This is a genomic window from Gloeotrichia echinulata CP02, from assembly GCA_038087035.1.
Taxonomy (GTDB): domain Bacteria; phylum Cyanobacteriota; class Cyanobacteriia; order Cyanobacteriales; family Nostocaceae; genus Gloeotrichia; species Gloeotrichia echinulata.
This window is the reverse complement of record CP051187.1, coordinates 2318950-2343283: the sequence shown is the minus strand read 5'-3', so window position 1 is coordinate 2343283 and position 24334 is coordinate 2318950. Positions and strand designations below refer to the sequence as shown.

Genomic DNA, 24334 nt, shown 5'->3' with positions numbered 1-24334 from the left:
CACCCCATCCCAAAAATGATATACTGTGTTAAGTAGATGCACCCTGATGATCTGGAGAGCAGCCCAAGCGGCTCTCCTTTTTTTTTGGAAGGGAGAATTACGGAGATAAGTTTATAAATTTTCTGCTCAAATTAGATGAGGGGTATTGCACCCCATCACAAAAATGATATACTGTGTTAAGTAGATGCACCCTGATGATCTGGAGAGCAGCCCAAGCGGCTCTCCCTTTTTTTTTTGGGAGGGAGAATTACGGAGATAAGTTTATAAATTTTCTGCTCAAATTAGATGAGGGGTATTGCACCCCATCACAAAAATGATATACTGTGTTAAGTAGATGCACCCTGATGATCTGGAGAGCAGCCCAAGCGGCTCTCCCTTTTTTTTTGGGAGGGAGAATTACGGAGATAAGTTTATAAATTTTCTGCTCAAATTGGATGAGGGGTATTGCACCCCATCCCAAAAATGATATACTGTGTTAAGTAGATGCACCCTGATGATCTGGAGAGCAGCCCAAGCGGCTCTCCTTTTTTTTGTCCATTAGACAAGTAGTCATGAACAACTAACAACTTACCATTAAGTGGTGATCAAGACTTGATATAATCGCCAGTCGAGCCACTAATAAAGTTGTGGGGGAAAAAGAATGGTAGATTGGCAGGAAATTACTGGTGGAATCACGGCACCAAGGGGGTATCGTGCAGCTGGAATTACCGCAGGATTGAAACCTTCGGGATTGCCCGATTTAGCTTTGATATTGTCAGACGTAGAAGCGATCGCCGCAGGTGTGTTCACCAGCAGCCAAGTTAAAGCCGCCTGCGTAGACTATTGTCGTCAACGTTTGCAAGGCAAGCAGAGCGCTCGTGCTATACTTTGCAACGCTGGACAAGCAAACGCAGCCACAGGTAATCAGGGGGTGCGTGATGCCGAAGAAAGTGCTGAGTTATTAGCAAAAGAATTGAATATTGCGCCCGAATCGATTCTGCTGGCGTCTACTGGCGTGATTGGACAAAGAATCAAGATGGATGCCTTGCGTAATGGTATTCCTAAATTAGTAGCAGAACTATCAGAAACAGGCTCAGATGCAGCCGCAGGGGCAATTATCACCACAGACTTGGTGACAAAATCTATTGCCCTAGAGACAACTATAAACCAACGCCCAGTCAGAATTGGCGGTATTGCCAAAGGTTCCGGGATGATTCATCCCAACATGGCAACCATGCTAGCATTTGTCACCTGTGATGCAGCGGTTTCACCCACGCTTTGGCAACAAATGGTGAGTCGGGCGGCGGACAGAAGCTTTAATTCTATCACAGTTGATGGAGATACCAGCACCAACGACAGCTTAATCGCCCTCGCCAATGGACAATCCCGCACCCCAGCAATTATCGAACCAGGGACAGAAGCAGAAAAATTAGAGGCGATGTTAACAGCAGTATGCCAGCATTTAGCCAAGGCGATCGCTCGTGATGGGGAAGGTGCAACTTGTCTAATTGAAGTGCAAGTCACAGGTGCCCATGATGAAGACTCAGCGCGTCAAATTGCCAAAACCATTGCTGGTTCATCCTTAGTTAAGTCTGCAATCTTTGGGCGTGACCCCAACTGGGGACGCATCGCGGCCGCTGCTGGCCGTGCAGATGTACCCTTTGAGCAAGAAAATCTGCAAATTAAATTAGGGGATTTCTTACTCTTAGAAAATGGTCAACCGTTATCTTTTGATCGTGCAGCAGCGAGTGCTTATTTAAAACAAATTGCTGCTGAATCTTCTTTACCAAATAACACTCAACGGGTAGATAATCCTGTAATTATTGCGGTCAGCGTTGGTAACGGTCATGGTGCGGGTAAAGCTTGGGGTTGTGATTTGAGTTATGACTATGTGAAGATTAACGCCGAGTATACAACTTAAGAGGTTGTTTGAAAAGTTTTTGTAGTTTATGTAGTTTTTGTATGGTGGGCAATGCCCACCATAAGTATATTTGAAAAATCAAGGCGATAAGTTTCTAGGTAAAAATATTCTTAACTGAGCAATATTCAATTAGCGATCGCTGGGAATAAATTGCTGATACAACTTATCTTTTGGTGATTTAGGTATCTATCAAATGCGGTTCTTGCGTACTTAACGTGCTAAATTTTTAATTACAGTCGATAACTTTGTTTTAAAATCAAGGCTTACAGGCGCTTATAGCCAAAATTTTAATCATCAGACCTAAAAGGCAGTAAATAATGGCTGTCATCTTATCCCAGCAAGGATTTCAAGCTTATTTTTCAACATATTTAGCACGCTAAGTACGCAAGAACCACTTTGCGTTACCTCCGCGCCCCTCTGCGTTTAAACACACTCAAACCAAACTTTATTCTCTCAACCATTCTTCTCTAGAGACACCAGCTTGTCGCAGCAATCTTGATAACAAACCCACGCTAATATCACCCTCATGAGGATTAGGAATAATCACAGTCACATCCCCTCTTCGCATTTGCGGATGTCGCCCACCTGCATAAGGACCTTCAAAACCTAACTCATGCAAACGCTTGACTAAATCTTGCCAAGAAACAGGTGTTAATCTGGGCATTTTTATACAATCTGCATAATTTCATTTAAATTAATATCGTCAATCACGGGAATATGTAGCCCTAAATGCAAACGCAAGGCTAACCAATCGCTTAATGCTTCTCTTAACTCACGCCGACAGCCTTCTAATGTTTTATAATTTGCCCATACTCCCTGCAAACCAGGAATTTCACCCCAATAACTAGCCTCATCTTCGATAATTTCATAAACGGCTAATTCCATTGCTTTATCAATATAATTTGCCAGCATTTTCCTCATCATCTTTGCGTGTATTGATATAGCGGTTCTCAGTTGAGTGAGGTAAAAGAACCCCACCCCCCTCTTCGCTTGCGAGGAGCTTCCTCTGATATAGCTCACTAGACCGAGAAACGCTATATTGTAGAGTCTAGCGGCTGGTTTAATCAAAACCTTGTAGTTACAATAACAGAAAAACCTGAAGAAAATAAAGAGCGATCGCTTTAATTTCTCCGATTTATCCAATCTTCCCCACCAGCCAATTGCGCTAGATTATTATCCATAATCGCTGGTAATTCTTTTGGTGAATACGTATATGTTAAAGCCAGAAACCTGGTGGCTGTAATTACCAGATGCTGTCTATCTACCATTTCTGACAGTTGAGAGCGAGTATATTTTCCATTCAGAACTTCGAGACTTGCATCAGCTATAGCATCTTCAATCACTTCCTCTTCTATCAAAGTTTCCCATTCATCTTGATTGATGTAGTAAGATTTTTTATTGTCTTTGATATTCACTGCTTTAATTTCGCGGATAGCATTGCGAATAGAAGCCGCCCAAGAATTTGTTAATCGCTGTTCTATTTGGTTTTTAATTAAATGAATGAGCAGAATCCTTAAATAAGATTGAATATTCCGCAAATTCGCCTGTTTACTCATCCCTTCTAATTCATCTACAATCGCCAAAGCATCTGTATAACGTCCTTCCATGATGCTATTTCTCAGGTCGATTAATTCTTGTGTCATCTGTATTGCCTGCAAGACTTGAAGGTGCTAATCTAAATTTAACACTTGAAATCAGGACTAAAGAATGGTGCGTGACGCCACAAGACTTGTGACTACGTACAATATTTATCGAAGCATCACGCACCTTACGATTATTAAACGTTTTTCAACCCAACCTACGATTCTCGTTAACTGAAGCGTATTGGGTTATTGGGGATTAGCCAAGATATTTTCGATATCCGATAACTGCACCACACCAGATAAAATTTTACTGCTGATCACAAAGAAAGGTGTACCAGCAATACCTATTTTTGCAGCTAATTGGATATCTTTGCTAATAGCGGTATCAGCAAGATTGCGGTCGGTGTTAAATTTCTGCAAATCGAGATTTAAAGATTTTGCGGTAGCTATATACAAATCTTCACCCAGTTGTTTTTGATTGGTAAATAGCGCATCATGATATTGCCAAAATTTGCCTTGTAGATTTGCAGCCCAAGCAGCTTTGGCTGCTGGTAATGCTTCAGCATGAATTGAAACCAGGGGGAGATTTTTGTAGACCAATCTTAGCTGATTGGGATGCTTTGCTAGCAACTGCTTGAGAGTTGTATGTGCGTCAGCACAGTAGGGACATTGAAAATCGGAGAATTCCACTAGCAAAATTTTTGATTCAGCCGATCCGATACTAGGAGACTCACCAATCACCGCTTGAGGATTAGTTTTTAGATCTGCTAAAAAAGCCTGTCGTACTTGATTTAGTTTCTGTTGCTGTTTTTGTTGGTATCTCTGAACCGATTCGATAATAACTTCTGGGTGTTCGCGAAGAATTTGTAATACTTGGTGTTCTAGCTGAGGATTGATATCACTTGTAGCTTGTGCCGGGAATGACCAGCCTAAGACTAGACACAGTAAGCTGAATACTGCCAAGGATCGTAAATGCCGAAAGAATTGACGCATATCAAAATACTTGAAAAATCAACACTCTCTTAGATTACCTGAAACTGGTAATAGTAATATATACGACAAGCTGCTAGCCTACAGCTTTTGCTTTGTATAGCAGGGGACTGGGGACACAACGACCGCTCAGTGCATCGCTGGGGACTGGGTTACAAGTCTGATTGTGTCTAGGTTTTATCATCAGTTAATGTCCTAAGCACTTTGGCGGTTGCTATAGTACCCATTCCTTGATCTCAGTTCACCCTCATTTGAGCATAATTCCAACTTTGGACTTTCCGCTTATACGTCTTTAAACGTATCAGATTTTCTTTATAATAATTTATGTTTATCGTTTTAACATTTGAGATGTATTCGGTAAAATTACGCGGTTTAGTTTAGGAAAAGACGACAATTATTATATCTTTAATATTCAAATAAATTTAGGTATAAATGTTTATCAAATCACATTTTTTCGTAAACAATCAACTTAATCAAATCAATCAATAAGTAATTGCAACATACAAATTTTAAATATTTTGTTGGAGGCATAATACCAGTTTTATTTCTATCAGGACTTACGCACTTGGCTATTCGTGGAGATAGGCCTTGTGGGCATGGGGCGTTGGTTAATTTTTCGGTCCTGGCGCCTGTCGCCCCAATACTGCGTAGGTTTTGGAATTTCTTGGTTGAGGCAAGCTGTCTTGAGCAGGGGGAGAAATGGAGGCTGGCGTTGAGTTTTGCCTCCCCTGCTTCCCCTGCAAATCCTACGGAGTATTGCCTGTCGCCCCATGCCCAACCCAAACCCTTGATTTTTCATCACGAGTGCGTAACCCGGATTTCTCACCAGAATTCTCAAAGTCTGATAAAATCTAGATTCCGGTTTTTCACACAAATCAAAACATAATCTGTCAAAAGTGCCTGAAACATATCCTGGGCAAGGATTATGATGAGTGCGAGCCTGGGACTTGTGAGAAATGCGGGGTAAGTCTTATCCACGCGGAGCGTCCCGTAGGGCGGGAACAAAGAAATACAGATATCAGCGTGTGGTCTAAATACGTAAAAACTGCTGTAACTTGACACCAAGTGGGTAGGGGCGCAAGGCCTTGCGCCCCTACAGATTATCGATATGTTGACGGTGAGTGTGTTCAGGATAGCACAAGCAGGGGCGCAGGAACCGCGCCTCTACCTACAGCGGAGGTTTTGGATATGACGGTTAATTACCCAAATCTCACCTAAAATTCTCTCCAAAATGAAATTCAGGATTTTTTAATTTTTGCAATATTTTTGATGCTTACTGATTTCAAAATGAGGGATAATGATGATTGAAATACTTTTTTAGCCTTGATATTTTTAAATATCCCAAAAAAAGGGGGGATACCCCTCTTGGCGAAATAACCAGGAGGATATAGATATTCTCCTAATAACTAACAGCAATATATTAACTGTTGGTGTGGATATCATCGAGGCGATTTTTCAGGGGGCAATTATACCAAAGGAGGTTGAGATGAGTCGTCTTCTTTATGAAAGCTCAGTGTCATATCAAGGATATCTCATCATTCCATTTGTTTTTGGCAAAGCAGATAATTACGAAATATATTCGTATAAACTGCTGTCGGAAATTGGACATAAAAGCCAATTTCACAAAACCGAGAATCCAGCAAAAATCTATGGCAGTAGCATCAAGAATATCGTTGACATTGCCAAGGAACATATTGACCAACATTCAGAGTTGATCAATCAGGGAGATAGTTTTAAGTCTCGCTACATTTACCAGCATAATTTGATCATCATTTCTCAAGAGGATGGTAAATATTTTTATGACCATTATCCACCAGAATTATTGAATAATATTGCTGCGCCAAAATTATTCAACTCCGCATACGAATGCTTGAATTGGATCAAGCAGGGACTTGATGGACGACATACAAAGTCAAGAGTTAGATAAAAACCCCACCCCCAACCCCTAAGCGCAAGCGCTTAGGGGAGCAAAAACAGAGATGGGGTTGCAGTGTCAGCGCTTAAAATTGACGTGACCAACTACTAGGCCAGCGTTCAACTACAACTTTAGTTTGGGTAAAAAATTCGACTGCGTGATTGCTTTGACCGTGTAAATCACCAAAAAAGCTGTCTTTGGAGCCACTAAACGGAAAAAACGCCATCGGTGCAGCAACACCAATGTTAATACCAATATTACCAGCCTCCGCTTCATAGCGGAACTTACGCGCTGCAGCACCACTACTAGTAAATAAACAAGCCATATTACCATATTGACCTTGATTTACTAGAGCGATCGCCTGATCAATACTATCTAAATGTATTAAACTCAGCACTGGTCCAAAAATTTCCGTGCGGGCGATTTCACCTGCTGGATTAACATTTTGCAGAATCGTCGGGCGGATAAAATTCCCATTTTCATAACCAGTAATCTTTGGATTTCGTCCATCTACCAACAAATTTGCACCTTCATCTTTCCCTTGTTGAATTAACCCCTCAATTCGCGTTTTACTGCGAACATCAATCACGGGTCCCATTTCCACGCCTTGTTCTAAACCATTACCCACCACACGCTTTTTAGCAGTTGCGGCTATGGCTTCTGTAAAACTGTGTCTTGCTTCCCCCACCGTCACAGCGATAGACGCAGCTAAACAACGTTGTCCCGCACAACCAAAAGCACTATCAGCAGCAATTTTGGTAGTCATTTCTATATCTGCATCAGGTAAAACAATAATCGGATTTTTCGCGCCACCTTGACATTGTACCCGTTTACCATTTGCGGCTGCTCGACTATATATATATTTAGCTACTGGTGTAGAACCAACAAAGCTAATTGCGCGAATTTGGGGATGAGCTAAAATTGCATCGACAGATGTTTTTGCACCGTTTACTAGATTAATTACCCCTGGAGGTAAACCAGTTTTTTCTAACAACTGGAAAATTTTTTGCATCGTCAGCGGCACTTTTTCCGAGGGCTTGACAATATAAGTGTTACCGGTGGCGATCGCATAAGGCAAGAACCAAAAAGGAATCATCCCCGGAAAATTAAACGGACAAATTACCGCCGCTACACCCAGAGGTTGACGAATCATCATTTCATCAATACCCCTAGCAATATCTTCGAGATTAGTTCCCTGCATCATCATCGGAATACCACAGGAAACTTCCACATTTTCAATAGCGCGGCGCATTTCGCCTTGGGATTCAGCCAAAGTTTTGCCACATTCTAGGGTAATTGTCCGTGCTAAATCTTCGTAATTTTCTTCTAACAAATTCTTGAGTTTAAATAAATACTGCACTCTTTCAGGAGTTGGGGTGCGACGCCATGTCACAAAAGCTGCTGCGGCTGCGTCTACGGCTAAATTGACTTCTGATGCTGATGATAAAGGGACTTGGGCGAGTATTTCTGCTGTGGCTGGGTTGATCACATCTAAGTATTCTGTAGCGTTAGATGCATACCATTGACCATTGATATAGTTGGGGATTGTATTCATGAGGGAAATAATTATAGATGCAGCGATATGAATATATTATGCATTTGGGCGTGATGACCAATTTTTATTAGTTGCGATCGCCCACCTATCATACATGGACACCCATTCCCGGAGCGTCCTATCGGGAAGCGCAATAAATTTTTTTAATATAAACCGCTTTCAACTTGAGTTTTTTGTATTTTCTAATCTTTACTTACTGTTATATTCCGTTACATTTAAGTTAAGTTTTATCATAGTTGACTCTATTCTCAACTATTTGACGCAGTAATCGGCTCTTGATGGTGTAGTATGGAAAAGTCATGATATCGGGAGCGTTTGACCAAAAATAATTTTCCACGTAAAATCAAGCCTTGTGGGTGTAATGCCTGTAGTATAAAACTAATTTTTTCCCCAAAAATGGCAAATTTAACAATATTTAGCAAATCATCAATTTACAAAAATCAATAAATTGCTGGATGCTGATTGACAAAGACGACATCTTGTGAATATATATAGATCTCTTCGCTGCTGGTGAAATTCGTAGGGTGGGTCAGGAAATAAGATGCTTCAGCCGTCACATATTGGATCTGGTAAACTGAAGGGATTGATTGGGCTAAGTTGACCTATGACTCTTGCTATCGACCAACCAATACAACGGAAGCCACTTAGCTTTGAAGAGTTTATCGACCATTATGGTGGCGATAACCGCCATGAATTGATTGATGGAGAGGTATTCGACTTGGAAACAACAGGCTTGCATGAAGAAGTTGCAGCCTTCATCACCACAAAGATTTGTGTGCAGATCGACGGCACTGGCTTGCCTTGGTTTGTCCTTCAGCGAGGACTATTGCGCCCTTCTAACAAGGCTATGACAGCATTTCGACCTGATGTTGCAGTTGTCAATCGAGATGAACTTACCAAAGAACTGCTTTGGTCTGACCAGTCAATCTTGACTCTGGGTAGTTCGATTAAATTTGTGGCGGAAGTTGTGAGTAGCAACTGGCAGAATGATTATGCCCGTAAGGTTGAAGACTACGCGGCTTTAGGCATCCCCGAATATTGGATTGCAGACTACGCAGGACTGGGGGGTACTCGACACATCGGAAAACCCAAACAACCCACCCTTTCTATCTGTGTATTAGTGGATGGGGAGTATGAAATTCAGCAGTTTCGAGGCAGTCAAACCATCGTCTCTCCAACCTTCCCACAGTTGAAACTGACGGCTGAACAAGTTTTGAAGGCTGGTTGTTAGCGATGGCGTAGCCCAAATAGGCATCGCTCTTTGAGATTAAGTTGCTTGTTTTGTCGGTGAAGGATAGGAAGTAATTTCCTAGTTAGTAAGCACCTTTTGTAAAGCCAGCAATAATTCGTTGATGGTGTAGGGTTTAGACAAAAAGGTAGTGACACCAGCCTCAGCTACTGCCATCAACTTATTGTTGGACATGAGTCCACTAGTAGCGATGATTTTGATATTGGGGTTGATTTTTTTCAAAGTGCGGATGGCTGTTAAACCATCTAGGGAGGGTAACATCATATCCATGAGTACGACGCTAATTTTATCGATGTATTTAGCGTAGAGAGCGATCGCCTCAATCCCATCACCAGCTATCATAGTTTTGTAATTGTATGTTTCCAGGGAGTTTTTCGTAATATCCTGAATAGCGACTTCATCATCGACAATCAGAATCAGTTCTCCATGTCCGATTAGGGCTGTGGAATTTTCCGAAATTAGTGTTTCTATACCCCCTACCGCTGGTAAGTAAACTTGAAACCGGGTGCCAATTCCCACTTCGCTATAAACGTTGATAAAACCATCGTGACTTTTGATGATTCCCAGAACAGTGGAAAGTCCTAAACCGGTTCCTTGTTCGGCGAAGCCGTTGCCGAAGGCTAGATTTGAAGATTGCGAACATGGTCAAAAATCACCATTTGGCTAAATCGATTTCTGACGCTAGTTGGTATCAGTTCACTCAATGGCTAGACTACTACGGAAAAATCTGGGATAAGGTAGTGGTAGCAGTAACGCCCGCTTACACCTCCCAAGATTGCTCTAATTGTGGACATAGGGTGAAAAAGTCACTCAGCACCCGAACTCATTCATGTTATAACTGTGGAGTTGAAATATGCCGTGATACGAACGCGGCAATTAATATCCTCAAAAAAGGAATGAAGATATTAGGAGTTGAGTGGCAAAACAAGAGTACTCAAGGGCATTGGGAATCTGCATCGCCAGATGAAAAGCATGGGGAGAAGACCGCCAATACTATTGATGGGAAACTTAATATAGCAAGCGGATTTCTGTGAACCATGAATTAGAATCCCCGTGCGTTCACGCCGGGGAGTATGTCAATGCTATTGACCTGGGTTGTAACGATGCAATTGCTTGGACAAATGGACAAGAAAATGGTTTAGTTCCTGCCCCTAGGTTTTTTCGTAAAGCAGAGCAAAAAAATAAACAATTAAGCAAAAAAAAGCGTCGCAAACGCTCGCCTAATTTCAAAAAGAAGATCAACAGTTCGGCTTCGCTCACTGTTGACCCTGAGCGCAGTCGTTCGCGTAGCGTCTCGCAGAGAAGGGTCAAGGCTTCTAGAAGGTGGAAGAAAACACAAAAGTTGATTAGCAAGCTTTCGAGAAAAGTTGCTAATCAACGCCAGAATTTCGTTCACCAGGAAACTACACGGATAATCAGCGGTAATAGCACGGTAGTGTCCGAGAAACTAGAGGTCAAAAAAATGAGTGCCAAAGCCAAAAAGGGCAAACGTAAAAAACAAAAAACTGGTCTAAATAAATCAATTCTTGATGTGAGAATGGGAATGATAAAAGATGCTCTAAAAGCAAAATTATCAGATGTTGGTGGGTTATTTGTAGAAGTGCCTACACGTCAGGTAAAACCATCCCAAACTTGCCCTAAATGTGGGCATCAAGAAAAGAAAACTTTAGACCAGCGAGAACATATTTGCCGGAATTGTGGATACACCCAACAAAGGGATATAGCATCAGCAGAAGTGATGTTACTTTGGCATTCAAAGAATCTACAGGGGCTAGGAACTAACCTCAAAGACGTAGATGATTCTGGCTCTACTTCAGATACCAAAAAGCGAAAGCAGACTGGAAGTCTAAAGCAACTAGGTCAAAAGAAACGTCAAAAATCTTGCTCTACGGGTGGGGATGTAGAAACCCCGCCCTCAACGTTCGCGTAGCGTCACGAAGTGAAGTAGGGCGGGGTAGTTCATTTCCTCTTCCACCCGCTGGCGATCGCTTAACGCCCTTTGCTGTTCGGTAATCGCTTTCCGCCTTAGCTCTAGTTGGTTCATCACCAAGCGACTCAGCGCCTCCAAGGACTCCATTTGTTTTTGACTCAGTTCTCGAGGAATTGTGTCAATCACGCAGAGAGTTCCCAGCATATATCCTTGCGGGTTTTTCAGCGCTATACCCGCATAAAATCGCACATCAGGATAGCCAATGACTACAGAATTATCAGCTTTTGCTTCAACTAAGCTATCGGAAATTACTACAACTCCCTGTTGCTCTTGGCATAGGTAAGATGACTCAACATTACGCGGGATTTCCGATACCTCCAAACCGACCTTGGCTTTAAACCAGTGACGGTGTTCATCGATGAAATTGACGAAGGCGATAGGCGTGTCACAAATAAATGCCGCTAATTTTACTATATTGTCGTAAACTTCTTCTGGTTCAGTGTCGAGAATCTGATATTCACCCAAGGCTTCCAGTCGCGCTGCTTCATTATTGGTAGATATAGGATTCATAAATTTTGATGAAAAAACTCAAATTTGACTGATTCCAAGTAGCCGTTATTCCCCGACTACACCAGAACACATAAATCTTGCTGATGAATGTCTTTAGAAATTGGCATTTTACTAATTTACTGTGATCAGGCAAAGATAAGAAGAAGAACAATCACTCAAAAAAAGTAAATGTCCCTACGCTTTAACCCCACCCCCAACTCCAACCCTTGGAGGGAAGACGGAAAATTTAAAGTTCTCCTTGTAGGAGAGAGGTTTTCCAGATCCTGTGAAAAATGAGAATCGCTATAAATCAAAGCATAATTAGAAAATTTCTCCCGAAGTCTTGAATCTTGTTAACTGTTGAAAAAATTAAAAGCCATGTATAAGCCTGTAGAAGATACCTCAATTTCCATGTACGAAATTAATCGCGGACGCATCGTTCGCAGCTTGGAATTAATCCAAGATTTAATTGTAATTTCCCTGTGTATTGGTTTATTTAGCTTCATGGTGCTGCAGGTGAGAGATATGTTCCTCTCCCTGCTTCCTCCATTGGATTTTCATGCTGTTACCGCCGATATTCTCTTTCTACTGATCTTAGTTGAGTTATTTCGACTGCTGATTATTTACCTCCAAGAACAACGAATATCCATTGGGGTAGCTGTAGAAGTGGCGATTGTTTCGGTTTTACGCGAAGTTATTGTTAAAGGCATACTAGAAACCAATTGGAGTCAAGTTTTAGCCACTTGTGCTTTCTTATTAGTTTTGGGATTACTGCTGCTCATGCGAGTTTGGCTACCCCCGACCTTTGAAGGTATTGATCCAGAACAAGAAGTATCTAAACGCTATAAAAGTCGTATTAAACCGGAATTCATGTCAAACAACCGTCACTAACCACAAAATTTCCTATCGTTAGGGACTGCCAAAAAATAAATTATCCCAAATTATTTGTACATCTGTAGGGGCGCAGGGCCTTGCGCCACGCAGAAAGGATATTTTCGCAATTGGAAGTCAATCCTAGACAGAAGAGCGCACATCCTCGACCCATTTGTGCAAATTACCTGTATTGAGACGATAACTCAGGGGATGAGCAATCAAACGTGCTGTGCTTTCATACAAAGTAGTAATTTCAATCAAACCATTTTCTTGCAACGTCCGCCCAGTGGAAACCAAATCCACGATTGCTTCTGACATCCCCGTAATCGGTCCTAGTTCTACTGAACCATACAGGGGGACGATTTCCACAGGCAAATCCAGACTGTGGAAATATTCACGAGCGCAATTGACATATTTAGAAGCAATTCTACCATGAGCAGGCAAATCTAAAGGCGATTTGTAGGAACTAGATGCTTTTACGGCTACAGATAGGCGACAATGGCCAAATTGCAAATCAACCAATTGTGCAACCTGCGGCTTTTTCTCCCGCAGCACATCATAACCAATAATACCCAATTGTGCCTGACCATATTCTACATATACAGGCACATCTTGCCCACGTACAAGCAGTCCTTTAGCTTGTCCGCTAACGTCAGGAATCTGCAGTTGGCGATTTCCTGCATCTAAAAAAGCACTAAAATCCAATCCTACAGATTGTAACAGGCGGATGCTATTTTTCAGTAGTTCCCCTTTTGGCAATGCAACAGTCAACATTCTCGTTTTTGGTTCCCTTGGCGTCTTTGGCAGTTCATTATTATGAGAATATATCTATATGTTGACCATAAGGGACTGACAATTAAAGAAATCTCCAGTTTGTAGGGTCTCCCTTCCCGCTAGAAGATTAACGTTCCCTACGGGACGCTCCGCGTTCGCAAAGCTATGCCGCAGGCTTTACGTGACGCTTTGCGAACATCCTCCCCTCAGAATACCTACCATTAGAGTACATTGAATCCCCACACACAGGGAATAAACCGCCTTGCTATAAATGCAAAAACAATCACAGGCTAAACATGGACTTAACCGAAATCAACGCTTTACTTGACGCTGTTATCAGCTTCATCGTTAAGTCCAGGACATGCTAATGACCATTTTTGGATTTAAAATCCTCTTGCAATTCTTTTAATCAGAATGCAATTGGTTAAATTTATGATCAATCTTTTCGTTTAAACCACGAATGAGATAATCAACCCACTCCTTTCTCTCTTCATAAATCGCAGTCTGAATGCCAATCGCTTTCTCAATATCATTCATGCGCTCCCTAGCAGCATCACCATGAGAATCTATTGCCTCATAGATTTTTGCCTCACTCCTAGCAATACGATAAACCATAGCCAAAAGCGCAAGAGCAAAGCTAAAAAAGGCTATTAAAGTGTCATGGCTTGAGCTATGGGATTTGGGATTTATGGGTTTATTTTAACGCTGTCGTGATGAGGGCGGGGAGACCCCGCCCCTAGGATTCCCCATTCCCTATTTCTCTACTTTGCAGATTTTGGTTTTAAAGCCACTAACATCTCTAATTGAGTGGTGGATTTATCAGGACTAGTAGCGGTAACACCCAAACCACGAATCGAAGCCAAAATGGCATTAGCTTGAGGTGAGAGTGATTGACTTGCTATACGATTGACCAAGGATACTGTTTTGTCCATATCTAAGAAGAAATAGCCGCCGTTAGGTTTTTGCAAAGAACTAGTGGCGCTTTTGAAGGCGTCGCTATTTTCCAGAGATTGACCTTTGGGAGAGGCGATCGCCTCTGCAACCGGTCCACCAATGGCTATAAATAAGGTGTCTTGATCTAACCAACCATGAGATAATAAAGCTCCTTGTTGAGGAACTTGCCATTCAGTGACATCTTTACCGCCAACTTTGGTTTGGGCGACGTTGACTTGTTGTGTTTTGATCAGGGTATCGAGTTTGCTTAATGTCGCTTCTGCAGTTTGGCGATCGCTGGTGTCAAATACCAAAGCGCCACCAAAACCAACACTGGCTAACAAACCTTTATCTGATGGAATCGCCCCTAAAGCAAATTCTCCATCCATCCACCCAAAAATTTCCTTATCTAGGTCAATATTGACAAGTTTAAGTTGTGCGCGAGTTTGTTCAACTGCTTGTTTAAAATCAGGATAATCTTTAGACTGTTCTAATAGTGTTTGCCAGCTACGACTGATCCCCTGTCCGCTAACTAGGGCAAAGGTATCAGCAGGAAATTGCGCCACTATCTTCGCGGGAGTTGTTTGATACTGGAATTTGTTCAGATCTGGATCTAAGTTAGCGATCGCTTTCACCCGCAGGCCTGCATCATCAACACCCACACCCGCTACCATAGATTTCACCTGCTTCAATTGGTTCATGGTTTGCGTCGGTAACTGTGTTCCCTGGGGATTTGCGGCTACCAATTGTTGTACCATACCCGCATAGTCAGGTACATAAATTTGGGCGAGGGTGTTTTGCACATCCACACCTTTGCTGAGAATGTTGCTTGCGCCTTCTTTAGTCGCAAAGGAGGGCTGGCCTTTAAAGGTGTCAATCGCCTGTTCTATAGCTTGCTTTTCGGGAGCCAATACCAATTGGCTATTATTTAACAATACACTGTAGGTCGGTTTGCCTTTTTGGGTAGTTTCTGTAATCTTTTCGCCTTTGTAGTCAGTTTCTTGGATTTGGACGCCTTTTTGCTCCTTCAATTTCAGGCCAAAATTCAAGGCCGCTAATTTGTCCTTAATTCCCACCACCATCAGGATATTTGGTTCTGACTGTAACTTGGCGGGTTGATTCGGTTCAGCCGCAGGCGTCTTGAACTGTGCGGGTTTCACTGGATTTGGCGGTAACACAGCAATCATCACACCACCAACCCAAGGCTTTATATCTTTTTCATAAGAAATGTTACTTTCTTTGAGGTTTTCTTGATTAAAACTCTCCAAACCTTTGGTAACTAGCTGTTGTGCTTCTGGCGTCCCAAACTGCTGTAACTTCGTCCAAGCTTGGGGGTCAGTGTTAATATAGGTGGCCATTAATGCCGTGGAAGGTACGACTTTGGCACTGCCTAGAGCGCCGACACTATCTCCAGATGGAGTTTTAAAATACATATAGGCAGCTATACCTCCTGTCAGCACTACAGCTGCGCCAACAGTCGGGATTAAAAACTTTAATTTATTTTCAGGCATTGTCATTATCCTCTTTTGCTCTAATTGTCACCGAGGTTAGTACAAACGTCATTGTAGACTTTTTACAATTATTAATAAGCTTTACTAATTTATCGGTATTTACTGATAAAATTAGTAGTCCAACACACTATTGGATGGGAAAGACTCCAAAGATTACTTCAAAAGGGTCAGGAGAAAATCCGTAAACTGTCTATTGTTTATGAAAAAAAAATATCCTGCTTGAAAGCAGCAAGCTATCCTAATCTATAGGAATGCTTGGGAGCATTTGTACTCAAGATCGAGGCGCAAGAGACTCTTGACCCGATGACAATAGAGTACAAACTATTAGCTAACATCAGGGTAAACGGAAGGGATATGGGTAAGATGGATTCCAATACATCCAGCCCAGTAGGGAATCCTTCCAGATGAAAAAGTTCATTGGGAACAGCAGGTATCAATATGGTTCGGTAGCATTTTGATGTCTCTGTCACAAACCCCAACCCCCCTTTTTTAGGGTGGGCTATTTTCCCAACCCCCTTTTTTAGGGGGTAGATGGGGGCGATGGAATCTTATCCACGCCGGATTGCAGTCGATATCACTATTTTTCTTTACTACATCTAGCCAGAATTTTCAGGATAATAAGGTTACTAAGCATCAATGTCACAGTCTTATTTTGATACAGAAAATAACGGACACAAGCCTTTTGAGTTACCAGGGTCCAGACCACACTACAACCCTGATCGCCCAGGACAGGTAGAGCATATTTTTTTAGACCTGAGCCTGGATATCCCTCACCAAAGTTACCACGGCATCTGCAGTATTCGCCTGATGCCAATTCGCAATGGTATTGATCGTTTGACTTTGGATGCTGTTAACCTGAATATCAAATCTGTGCAGGTGGACAAAGTAGGGCAAAAATTTGACTACGATGGCGAAAAACTAGCTATCCAACTTTCGACTCCGACCGTGGTGGGTCAGCGGTTGTTGATTGCAATCTCCTATTCGGTGACAAAACCACAACGGGGGATTTACTTTATTCAACCAGATAAATATTACCCTAATAAGCCCACCCAAGTCTGGACTCAGGGAGAAGATGAAGACTCTCGTTTCTGGTTTCCCTGCTTCGACTACCCCGGACAACTTTCTACTTCCGAAATTCTTGTCCGCGTTCCCAAACCCCTGATTGCTATTTCTAACGGCGAACTAATTGATACACAAGAAGATGGTGAGGAAAAAATCTACCATTGGTCACAGCAGCAAATTCATCCTACCTATTTGATGACCTTGGCTGTAGGGGATTTTGCCGAAATTCGGGATGAGTGGAAGGGTAAACCTGTCACCTATTATGTAGATAAGGGACGGGAGGAAGATGCTAAACGCAGCATGGGCAAAACTCCCCGAATGATCGAATTTTTGACCGAAAAGTATGGTTATTCCTATCCTTTTCCCAAATACGCCCAAGTTTGCGTCGATGACTTTATCTTTGGTGGGATGGAAAATACCTCCACAACGCTGCTAACAGATAGATGTTTGCTTGATGAACGCGCCAGCTTAGATAACCTCAACACCGAAAGTTTAGTTGTTCATGAACTCGCACACCAATGGTTTGGCGATTTATTGGTGATTAAACATTGGTCTCATGCTTGGATTAAGGAAGGAATGGCTTCCTATTCTGAGGTGATGTGGACAGAACATGAATATGGAACACAAGCAGCAGCCTACTATCGATTACAGGAAGCCCGGAGTTATTTTAGCGAAGATAGTAGCCGCTACCGCCGACCAATGGTAACTCATGTTTACCGCGAAGCAATTGAACTTTATGATCGCCACATCTACGAAAAAGGATCTTGTGTTTATCACATGATTCGCGCAGAATTAGGTGAAGAATTGTTTTGGCAAGCTATCCAAACATTTGTCCAAGATCATGCCCATACAACAGTTGAAACAGTAGACTTATTAAGGGCGATAGAAAAAGCAACTGGGCGTAATCTTACATTTTTATTCGACCAATACGTTTATCGTGGTGGTCATCCTGATTTTAAAGTGGCTTACTCTTGGGATGGAGATAGTAATTTAGCGAAAATCACAGTTACCCAAACCCAAGCAACCACAGACAAGAATGAAACTAAAGATTTATTTGACTTAAAAATTCCCATTGGTTTTGGTTACTCTCACAAAGAAGGTGTTAGCAGTGAGGAGTTAGAAGTGAGGAGTGAATCACAACTCCTCACTCCTAAGTCTCAACTCATAACTTTTACTGTCCGGGTGAATGAACGTGAACAAAGCTTCTATTTTCCACTAGCAGAAAAACCCCAATTTATCAGCTTTGATGTGGGGAATAATTATCTGAAAACAGTATCTTTTGAATATCCAGTAGCGGAATTGAAAGCGCAATTAGAATTTGATCCCAACCCGATTTCGCGGATCTATGCTGCAGAAACTTTGGCGAAAAAAGGTGGATTAGAAGCAACTCTTGCACTGGCTGCGGCGTTAAAAAATGAGCCATTTTGGGGTGTGCGTGTCGAAGTGGCTAAACAACTGGCTCAAATCAAATTGGATCAAGCCTTTGATGGTTTAGTCCCTGGATTGAAAGATCAAAATCCTTTCGTGCGAAGATCTGTAGTTGAAGCACTGGCTCAAATCAAGACCTATGACAGTTATAAGGCTGTGAAAGAACTGCTACAAGATGGCGATCGCAGTTACTACGTCGAAGCTGCTGCTTGTCGTACCATTGGGGCGATCGCATCTGCTAGCTTGGAAGAGAAACCCAAGGAAGAAAAAGTTATCAAGCTGCTGAAATCTGTTTTGGAAGAAAAAGCAGGTTGGAATGAAGTCGTACGTAGTGGTGCGATCGCAGGTTTAGCCGCGCTGAAAACCTCAGAACCAGCTTTAAATCTGTTACTAGAATACACCAAATTGGGTGTACCACAACCATTACGACTAAATGCCATTCGCGCTTTAGGTAAAATTTCTGTTGGTCAAAATCCGGTAAATTTAGAACTGATTTTAGACCGATTAGCAGAACTAGCAAAAGAAACCTTCTTTTTAACCCAAATGGCCGTGGTGACAGCATTAGGACAGATGGAAACACCTAAGGCGATGGGGATTTTGCGATCGCTTGCTGACCAAACACCAGATGGCCGCGTACGCCGTTATGCTGATGAAGAAATTTCTCAAGTCCAAAATCATATCGGCCCGGAAAATGCGCTGCGTCAGTTGCGTGAGGAACTCGACCAACTCAAACAACAAAACCAGGAACTCAAAAGCCGCTTGGAAAACCTAGAAGCCAAATCTCACAAGACTGCTTCCTAAGTCTGGGGATTGTCATTGGTCATTTGTCATTGGTCATTGGTCATTGGTCATTGGTCATTGGTCATTTGTCATTGGTCATTGGTCATTGGTCATTTGTCATTTGTCATTTGTCATTTGTCATTTGTCATTGGTCATTTGTCATTGGTCATTGGTCATTGGTCATTGGTCATTGGTCATTGGTCATTGGTCATTGGTCATTACTCATTACTCATTACTCATTACTCATTACTCATTACTTATCCCCCCAGTCCCCAATCCCCAATCCCCAATCCCCAATCCCCAGCGATGCACTGAGCTTGCCGAAGTGTCCCCAATCCCCAGCGATGCACTGAGCTTGTCGAAGTGTCCCCAATCCCCTCAAAACCTGCGAGAGAAAGAAAGATAAGTTGTAGTTTTATAAAGTATAATTAAGGAAAAGATAGAAAAGTCTGGGCAGTACGGTAGGCTAATATCGCCGCGAAGACTACCCAGAATGGGGTGACATATAAATGTTTTTTTATAAAAACTACGCATATCCACCACCTGTAACTAGCTTGCGGGTTTGGAAATCAAGAAAAAAAGTGTAAGTTTCCCAGTTGAAGAGGCAAATAAAGGCGTGGGTCAGTATCAATCTGCACAGCTAAGGCGCTACAATGCAGACGAAATCGCTCGTTACTATCGTTACCGCCCCTGGCGTACCTGGGGGCGATTGCTGAGAATTATCTGGTCTTTTGCTGGATTTATTCTCAGTCTTAAGTGGGATGAATGGCAAAATCTAGTTGAGCAGAATAAGGGAAAACGCGCCTCCCAGTTACGAGAACTGCTCACTCGCCTAGGTCCTACTTTTATTAAAGTTGGTCAGGCCCTATCGACCAGACCCGATCTGATCCGCAAAGATTTTCTAGAAGAGCTGATCAAGCTGCAAGACCAGTTACCACCTTTTGATAATGCCCTAGCCTACCAGATTATCGAAGCCGAACTAAGTCGCCCAGTTGAGGACATATTTAGCGAGTTGTCACCAACGCCAGTTGCGGCGGCGAGTTTAGGTCAAGTTTACCGTGGTCGGTTGCTAAGTGGTGAAGAAGTAGCCGTGAAGGTACAACGCCCCAACTTACGCCCCGTACTCACACAGGACTTGTATTTGATGCGTTGGGGGGCGACTTGGCTTTCCCCGTGGTTACCGCTAAATCTCGGTCACGACCTCACCTTGATTGTGGACGAGTTTGGTACCAAATTATTTGAAGAAATTGATTATATCAATGAAGGTCGCAATGCGGAACAATTTGCTCATAATTTCCGCAACGACCCTAAGGTCAAAATTCCCAGTATTTATTGGCGTTATACCAATAGCCGGGTTTTGACTCTCGAATGGATTAATGGCTTTAAGCTGACAGATATCAAAAGTATCCGCGAAGCAGGTTTAGACCCAGAGGAAATCATCAAAATTGGTGTGACTTCAGGTTTACAACAGCTGTTAGAACACGGTTTCTTCCATGCTGACCCCCATCCTGGTAATTTGTTTGCTATGCCCGATGGTCGCATGGCTTACATAGACTTTGGGATGATGGATCAGTTGGAGAAAACGACTAAAGAAACCCTGGTAGATGCGTTAGTAGATTTGGTGAACAAAGACTATGGCGACTTAGCTACAGACTTTGTGAAATTGGGATTTTTGACTCCAGACACGAATATTTGCCCGATTATACCCGCATTAGAGGCGGTGCTGGGAAACGCGATTGGCAAAAATGTAGGGGATTTTAACTTCAAAACCATTACCGATGATTTCTCGGAATTGATGTATGAATATCCATTCCGAGTCCCGGCCAAATTTGCTTTGATTATTCGTTCCCTGGTGACACAAGAAGGTATTGCCCTGAGCCTCAACCCCAATTTTAAAATTGTTGAGGTAGGTTATCCATATATAGCACGGCGGTTGCTGATGGGAGAATCACCCCCATTACGGCGAAGATTGCTGAATGTGCTATTCAAAAATGGTAAATTCCAGTGGCAGAGGTTAGAGAATTTAATTGCGATCGCCCGCACTGATGGTAGCTTTGATGTATTACCCACAGCACAAATGGGGTTGCAATTTCTGCTGTCTGAAGAGGGGAAATTCCTCCGCAGACAGTTGGTACTTGCGCTGACCGAAGATGACCGGCTCCACACCGCAGAAGTTCAAAGCCTGTGGAATCTGGTTAAAGATGACTTACCACCGAATCGGTTGTTAAATGTCGCCTTCGGATTATTAACAGAGTTATCCAGAGAAGGCGTGGCCGCAATTATTCCCAAATCTACATCTTTTATCCCTTTTGGTGGCAACCAGCCACAGGGTGAGAAGTAAAAATACACAATTTTTGGCTTGTGCATTCTACCTTTTAATATCAACCAGGATTTTTCATGTACTATTACCCTTTAGAACCGCCATATTTTTTACTATTTGTGGGATTGCTGACATCTTTAACTTCTGGTGTAGCATTAACAGGCACTCTGAAATTAATTGTGCAAAAATGGCAACCTAATAAGACAGAAAAGCCGCAGTCTCGTTCGTTTTTAACACAATTATCTGTCCCATTTGTAGGCATCACTACCGGGATTTGTTTATTTGTCTGTTGTGGTTTAGAAATATTTGGTTTTCCACCCTTACTAGCTTTAGGAGTTGGTTTACCACTTAGTCTGCTTACTTGCTTACTAGTTTGGGTACAGTTAGGAAGTATGTTGGATTTTGCCAAACGCGAAGGAATGCAATCTCTAGATTTAGATTCTTAGCCTTAGTTATTATATTGAGGGTTATTGACAGTTGACCGTTAACAGTCAGCGGTCAACCCTCAACAATTTGAAGTTCTTGTTTTTATTTTTCTGGACTTTGTTTGTATAGCTTCGACATCCTCTCAAATTACTTTTCGAGCATATAAGCGTCTGGCAAGGATTAATATCCGACCAAAAAATAACTGTAAAAAGGCTATTTTACTATGCCAACCGCTATACTTACATAATAGATGCCATGTATCAGATGGGTTTAGCCATAAACCCCGACAACTTTCTAAGTGTTTGGCGAGTTCTACTCCGTTAAGCGGCGCCGCTAGGGTATTTATCAGATCAAGAGTATTTGGTAACTTGTTGAGACAGGCAGATGAATCACTATGTGCGTTTGCCCAAGAGGGTATGCCACCTTGATTATATGTTTTTGCCTGAGGATGTCCGAACCCGATGTTATTGACAAAGGATGCCATTGGTGTAATGTGTACGTATCCCTTGTGTAAACATGCCAGAGTGAGAGTGATAACCCAATCTTGCTTTTTTTCTTTTTCCAAGAAAAATTGATTAACAATCGTATATTTTGTTTGTATAGTTGCAGGGATATTGTAGAAATGACCAAAAGGGTTATAGCCCTGCTTGTAGTTAGCAAGATCTAAATTTTGCCAACGATCCCTCCAGGTTCCTAAACCTAAGGCAAATACTCGTTTTGATACCATAAAATCATATGATATCAATTGATTTAGCCCACTGGGGAAATTGGCATAGGCTGTGACTGAAAATACTTGAGGAAAGTCACGATAGGCTGCCAAAAGCCGACACATCCTATCGTAAAAATAAGGATTTGGCACAATGTCGTCTTCTAAGTAGATGACAGCAGGATAATGGGATAAAGCCTCAGTTAGCGCCGAAACTGCATTGACATCACAACCTAGATTATGCGATCGCTTGACAATTTCAACAGGAATAGTTTCCGAGAATTCTGTTAATAAATCAATGCATTCTGCAATCAAAAGTTTATCATCTGTATTGCGTGCCCCGTCGATAAAAGCCAGAATCTTCCTTGGGCGCAACGTTTGTACAGCTATAGCTGGAAGAACTTGCTTGAGAAGATCAGGACGGGTAAAAGCCAGTAGAACAATTGGCGGTAATTCCTCTGTTAGTAATATATCGTCTAAACTAACAGGGAGTGGTAAGTCTTGATTCATTGTATAAAGTGCATTAGTGTCTATACTATGCTGTACCATACTCAAAAAATTCTCAGTATGTTCTGGTAGTTTACGGTTATATAGCCACCTAATTTTATTTTTAACCAGACGAAGAAAATTTTTGATGTTTAGTATTTTTTCCCATCCGATACCCAACCCTGAAATTTGGATTTCTTTCATCGAATTTCTCCGCAAATATTAATTTATGAATTTTTTCAAAAAATTTAGCAATCTGGTTTGAGTCTCACCAGATAAACGAAAGCTCTAAATTATAAAAATCCGGGTTTTTATTCCAGTAATTTTTGAAAACGAAACGGAGATTTTTTGAGGAATCAAACCGGATTGCTATATAACTAAAATTTAGCAACAAATTCAGACAGCCAGTTGAATAAATTTAGTTTGTGCAGGACAATTTGTCTAGCTTCGGCGATCGCTTCTTTTGCCTCATACCAAGCATCGGTAGTAGCTGTAATTTCTCTAATGTAAGCTAATCCTTTTTCATCCAAGCTTGGTAATCTCAGAAAGCTACCAGGGGGTAACAATTTATCAGCCGCTGGTCCTCCATAATAAATTGGTAAACACCAGGATAGTAAAGCATCCCAAAGTTTCTCGGTTACATACCAAGAATTATCAGCATAGTTTTCGATAGTCAGATTGTAATAGTAAGGAGCCATCACATACCATTTATTACTAATAGGACCAACTCCTTTCGCCCAAGTTGGTAAGTCACGACCATATATATCTATATTTAATTCACTATTACATAGCATCTGCAAAAACCCTAACCGTTTGAGATGGTTAGCTGAACGACTAACACCAGATGTTACCCAACTACAGCTGCTAATTTTTTCTGGTTCTGGCATTTTATCTAACTCAGAAAATGAATTAGATAAGTACCAAATAGCAGGCATATAATCTGGTATTGGTGCATAATCATCTGGACCAGAAATATAGCCGCAGTAATCTTTAGCCTGTTGATAAGACTTCTTATTCGATTCTACAACTTCATCTAGAGGCGGTTCTCGTAATAGGAAAATTATCCGCTCTTTAGGAACACCTCGAATTTTATTTTGCAGTATTTGTTCTGCTGCTTGATAGCGTTTTTGTCTGATTGGTTTTTTCCACGACCACGGTTGATTGTCAGGATTTTGTGGAAAAGTCGTGAAGTTGTACATTAATAAAAAATCTGGCTTGGGTTCTGTAGAGCGAATTTGAATATTATCCCAGATACCAAAGGGATGAGGTGTTTGTTGCCACAGCCAATCAGGTCTTTGATCTACACCTGGATAGCTACTAATCATACCAATAATTTTTCTTGACATTTTCTTTCTTATTGTTTA

19 protein-coding genes and 3 pseudogenes are annotated in these 24334 nt (G+C 41.8%); 10 read left to right on the top strand and 12 right to left on the bottom strand.

Features of this window, described 5'->3' with window-relative positions; genetic code table 11:
• The first annotated feature begins 640 nt into the window (after positions 1-640).
• Positions 641-1900 (top strand): bifunctional ornithine acetyltransferase/N-acetylglutamate synthase, encoded by a 1260-nt coding sequence (gene argJ / locus HEQ19_10225; protein WYL99837.1) that lies wholly within the window; start codon positions 641-643, stop codon positions 1898-1900.
• A 445-nt stretch (positions 1901-2345) separates the two neighbouring features.
• Here the strand turns inward: argJ and HEQ19_10220 are convergent, their stop codons facing one another.
• The 4 genes from HEQ19_10220 to HEQ19_10205 form a co-directional block, all read right to left on the bottom strand.
• Positions 2346-2564, bottom strand: a complete 219-nt coding sequence (locus HEQ19_10220; GenBank protein WYL99836.1) for a type II toxin-antitoxin system HicA family toxin — start codon at positions 2562-2564, stop codon at positions 2346-2348.
• A 2-nt stretch (positions 2565-2566) separates the two neighbouring features.
• Positions 2567-2812 carry a type II toxin-antitoxin system HicB family antitoxin gene (locus HEQ19_10215; protein WYL99835.1) on the bottom strand — a complete coding sequence of 82 codons (246 nt, stop codon included), beginning with the start codon at positions 2810-2812 and terminating at the stop codon, positions 2567-2569.
• Positions 2813-3021: 209 nt separating this feature from the next.
• Positions 3022-3543 (bottom strand): DUF29 family protein, encoded by a 522-nt coding sequence (locus HEQ19_10210; protein WYL99834.1) that lies wholly within the window; start codon positions 3541-3543, stop codon positions 3022-3024.
• Positions 3544-3729: 186 nt separating this feature from the next.
• A complete protein-coding gene (locus tag HEQ19_10205; protein ID WYL99833.1) occupies positions 3730-4476 on the bottom strand; it encodes a thioredoxin domain-containing protein in 747 nt (248 codons plus the stop codon).
• A gap of 1483 nt (positions 4477-5959) precedes the next feature.
• Here HEQ19_10205 and HEQ19_10200 point away from each other — a divergent pair.
• Positions 5960-6400, top strand: coding sequence for a hypothetical protein (locus HEQ19_10200; GenBank protein ID WYL99832.1), 441 nt, complete (start codon positions 5960-5962; stop codon positions 6398-6400).
• 73 nt (positions 6401-6473) lie between these two features.
• Here the strand turns inward: HEQ19_10200 and HEQ19_10195 are convergent, their stop codons facing one another.
• A complete protein-coding gene (locus HEQ19_10195; GenBank protein ID WYM03342.1) occupies positions 6474-7952 on the bottom strand; it encodes a CoA-acylating methylmalonate-semialdehyde dehydrogenase in 1479 nt (492 codons plus the stop codon).
• Positions 7953-8547: 595 nt separating this feature from the next.
• Here HEQ19_10195 and HEQ19_10190 point away from each other — a divergent pair.
• Entirely contained in the window at positions 8548-9174 is a 627-nt protein-coding gene (locus HEQ19_10190; protein ID WYL99831.1) for a Uma2 family endonuclease, read from the top strand.
• Positions 9175-9252: 78 nt separating this feature from the next.
• Here HEQ19_10190 and HEQ19_10185 read toward each other — a convergent pair.
• Positions 9253-9789, bottom strand: a pseudogene (locus HEQ19_10185) (response regulator).
• A 26-nt stretch (positions 9790-9815) separates the two neighbouring features.
• Between HEQ19_10185 and HEQ19_10180 the strand changes: the two are divergent.
• Both HEQ19_10180 and HEQ19_10175 read left to right on the top strand, forming a co-directional pair.
• Positions 9816-10226 (top strand): annotated as a pseudogene (locus HEQ19_10180) (transposase).
• Positions 10227-10273: 47 nt separating this feature from the next.
• Positions 10274-11122: pseudogene (locus HEQ19_10175) on the top strand (transposase).
• On the opposite strand, the gene HEQ19_10170 reads toward HEQ19_10175, so the two are convergent.
• Positions 11108-11692 (bottom strand): GAF domain-containing protein, encoded by a 585-nt coding sequence (locus tag HEQ19_10170; protein WYL99830.1) that lies wholly within the window; start codon positions 11690-11692, stop codon positions 11108-11110. The pseudogene HEQ19_10175 and the gene HEQ19_10170 sit on opposite strands and share 15 nt — an antisense overlap.
• Before the next feature lie 357 nt (positions 11693-12049).
• Here HEQ19_10170 and HEQ19_10165 point away from each other — a divergent pair, with 357 nt between their 5' ends.
• A complete protein-coding gene (locus HEQ19_10165) occupies positions 12050-12562 on the top strand; it encodes a phosphate-starvation-inducible PsiE family protein (protein WYL99829.1) in 513 nt (170 codons plus the stop codon).
• A gap of 123 nt (positions 12563-12685) precedes the next feature.
• Here HEQ19_10165 and hisG read toward each other — a convergent pair whose 3' ends face one another.
• The 3 genes from hisG to HEQ19_10150 all read right to left on the bottom strand — a co-directional run bounded on the left by hisG (position 12686) and on the right by HEQ19_10150 (position 15762).
• Positions 12686-13318: an ATP phosphoribosyltransferase gene (gene hisG / locus HEQ19_10160; protein ID WYL99828.1), complete on the bottom strand. Its 633-nt coding sequence runs from the start codon at positions 13316-13318 to the stop codon at positions 12686-12688.
• 405 nt (positions 13319-13723) lie between these two features.
• Entirely contained in the window at positions 13724-13933 is a 210-nt protein-coding gene (locus tag HEQ19_10155) for a hypothetical protein (protein WYL99827.1), read from the bottom strand.
• 146 nt (positions 13934-14079) lie between these two features.
• Positions 14080-15762, bottom strand: coding sequence for a DUF3352 domain-containing protein (locus HEQ19_10150; protein WYL99826.1), 1683 nt, complete (start codon positions 15760-15762; stop codon positions 14080-14082).
• 636 nt (positions 15763-16398) lie between these two features.
• On the opposite strand from HEQ19_10150, the gene HEQ19_10145 reads away from it, so the two are divergent.
• From HEQ19_10145 to HEQ19_10130, 4 genes are all read left to right on the top strand, one after another.
• On the top strand, positions 16399-19053 hold the full coding sequence (locus HEQ19_10145; protein WYL99825.1) for a M1 family metallopeptidase: 2655 nt from the start codon (positions 16399-16401) through the stop codon (positions 19051-19053).
• A gap of 9 nt (positions 19054-19062) precedes the next feature.
• Positions 19063-19347, top strand: a complete 285-nt coding sequence (locus HEQ19_10140) for a hypothetical protein (protein WYM03340.2) — start codon at positions 19063-19065, stop codon at positions 19345-19347.
• Positions 19348-19648: 301 nt separating this feature from the next.
• Complete coding sequence (locus HEQ19_10135; GenBank protein WYM03339.1) at positions 19649-21373, top strand: AarF/ABC1/UbiB kinase family protein; 1725 nt, start codon at positions 19649-19651, stop codon at positions 21371-21373.
• Between the two features lie 56 nt (positions 21374-21429).
• Entirely contained in the window at positions 21430-21798 is a 369-nt protein-coding gene (locus HEQ19_10130; GenBank protein WYL99824.1) for a hypothetical protein, read from the top strand.
• A 122-nt stretch (positions 21799-21920) separates the two neighbouring features.
• On the opposite strand, the gene HEQ19_10125 is transcribed toward HEQ19_10130, so the two are convergent.
• Together HEQ19_10125 and HEQ19_10120 are read right to left on the bottom strand one after the other, a co-directional pair.
• Positions 21921-23174: a sugar transferase gene (locus HEQ19_10125; GenBank protein WYM03338.2), complete on the bottom strand. Its 1254-nt coding sequence runs from the start codon at positions 23172-23174 to the stop codon at positions 21921-21923.
• Between the two features lie 173 nt (positions 23175-23347).
• On the bottom strand, positions 23348-24316 hold the full coding sequence (locus HEQ19_10120) for a glycosyltransferase family 10 (GenBank protein ID WYL99823.1): 969 nt from the start codon (positions 24314-24316) through the stop codon (positions 23348-23350).
• Positions 24317-24334: the final 18 nt, after the last annotated feature.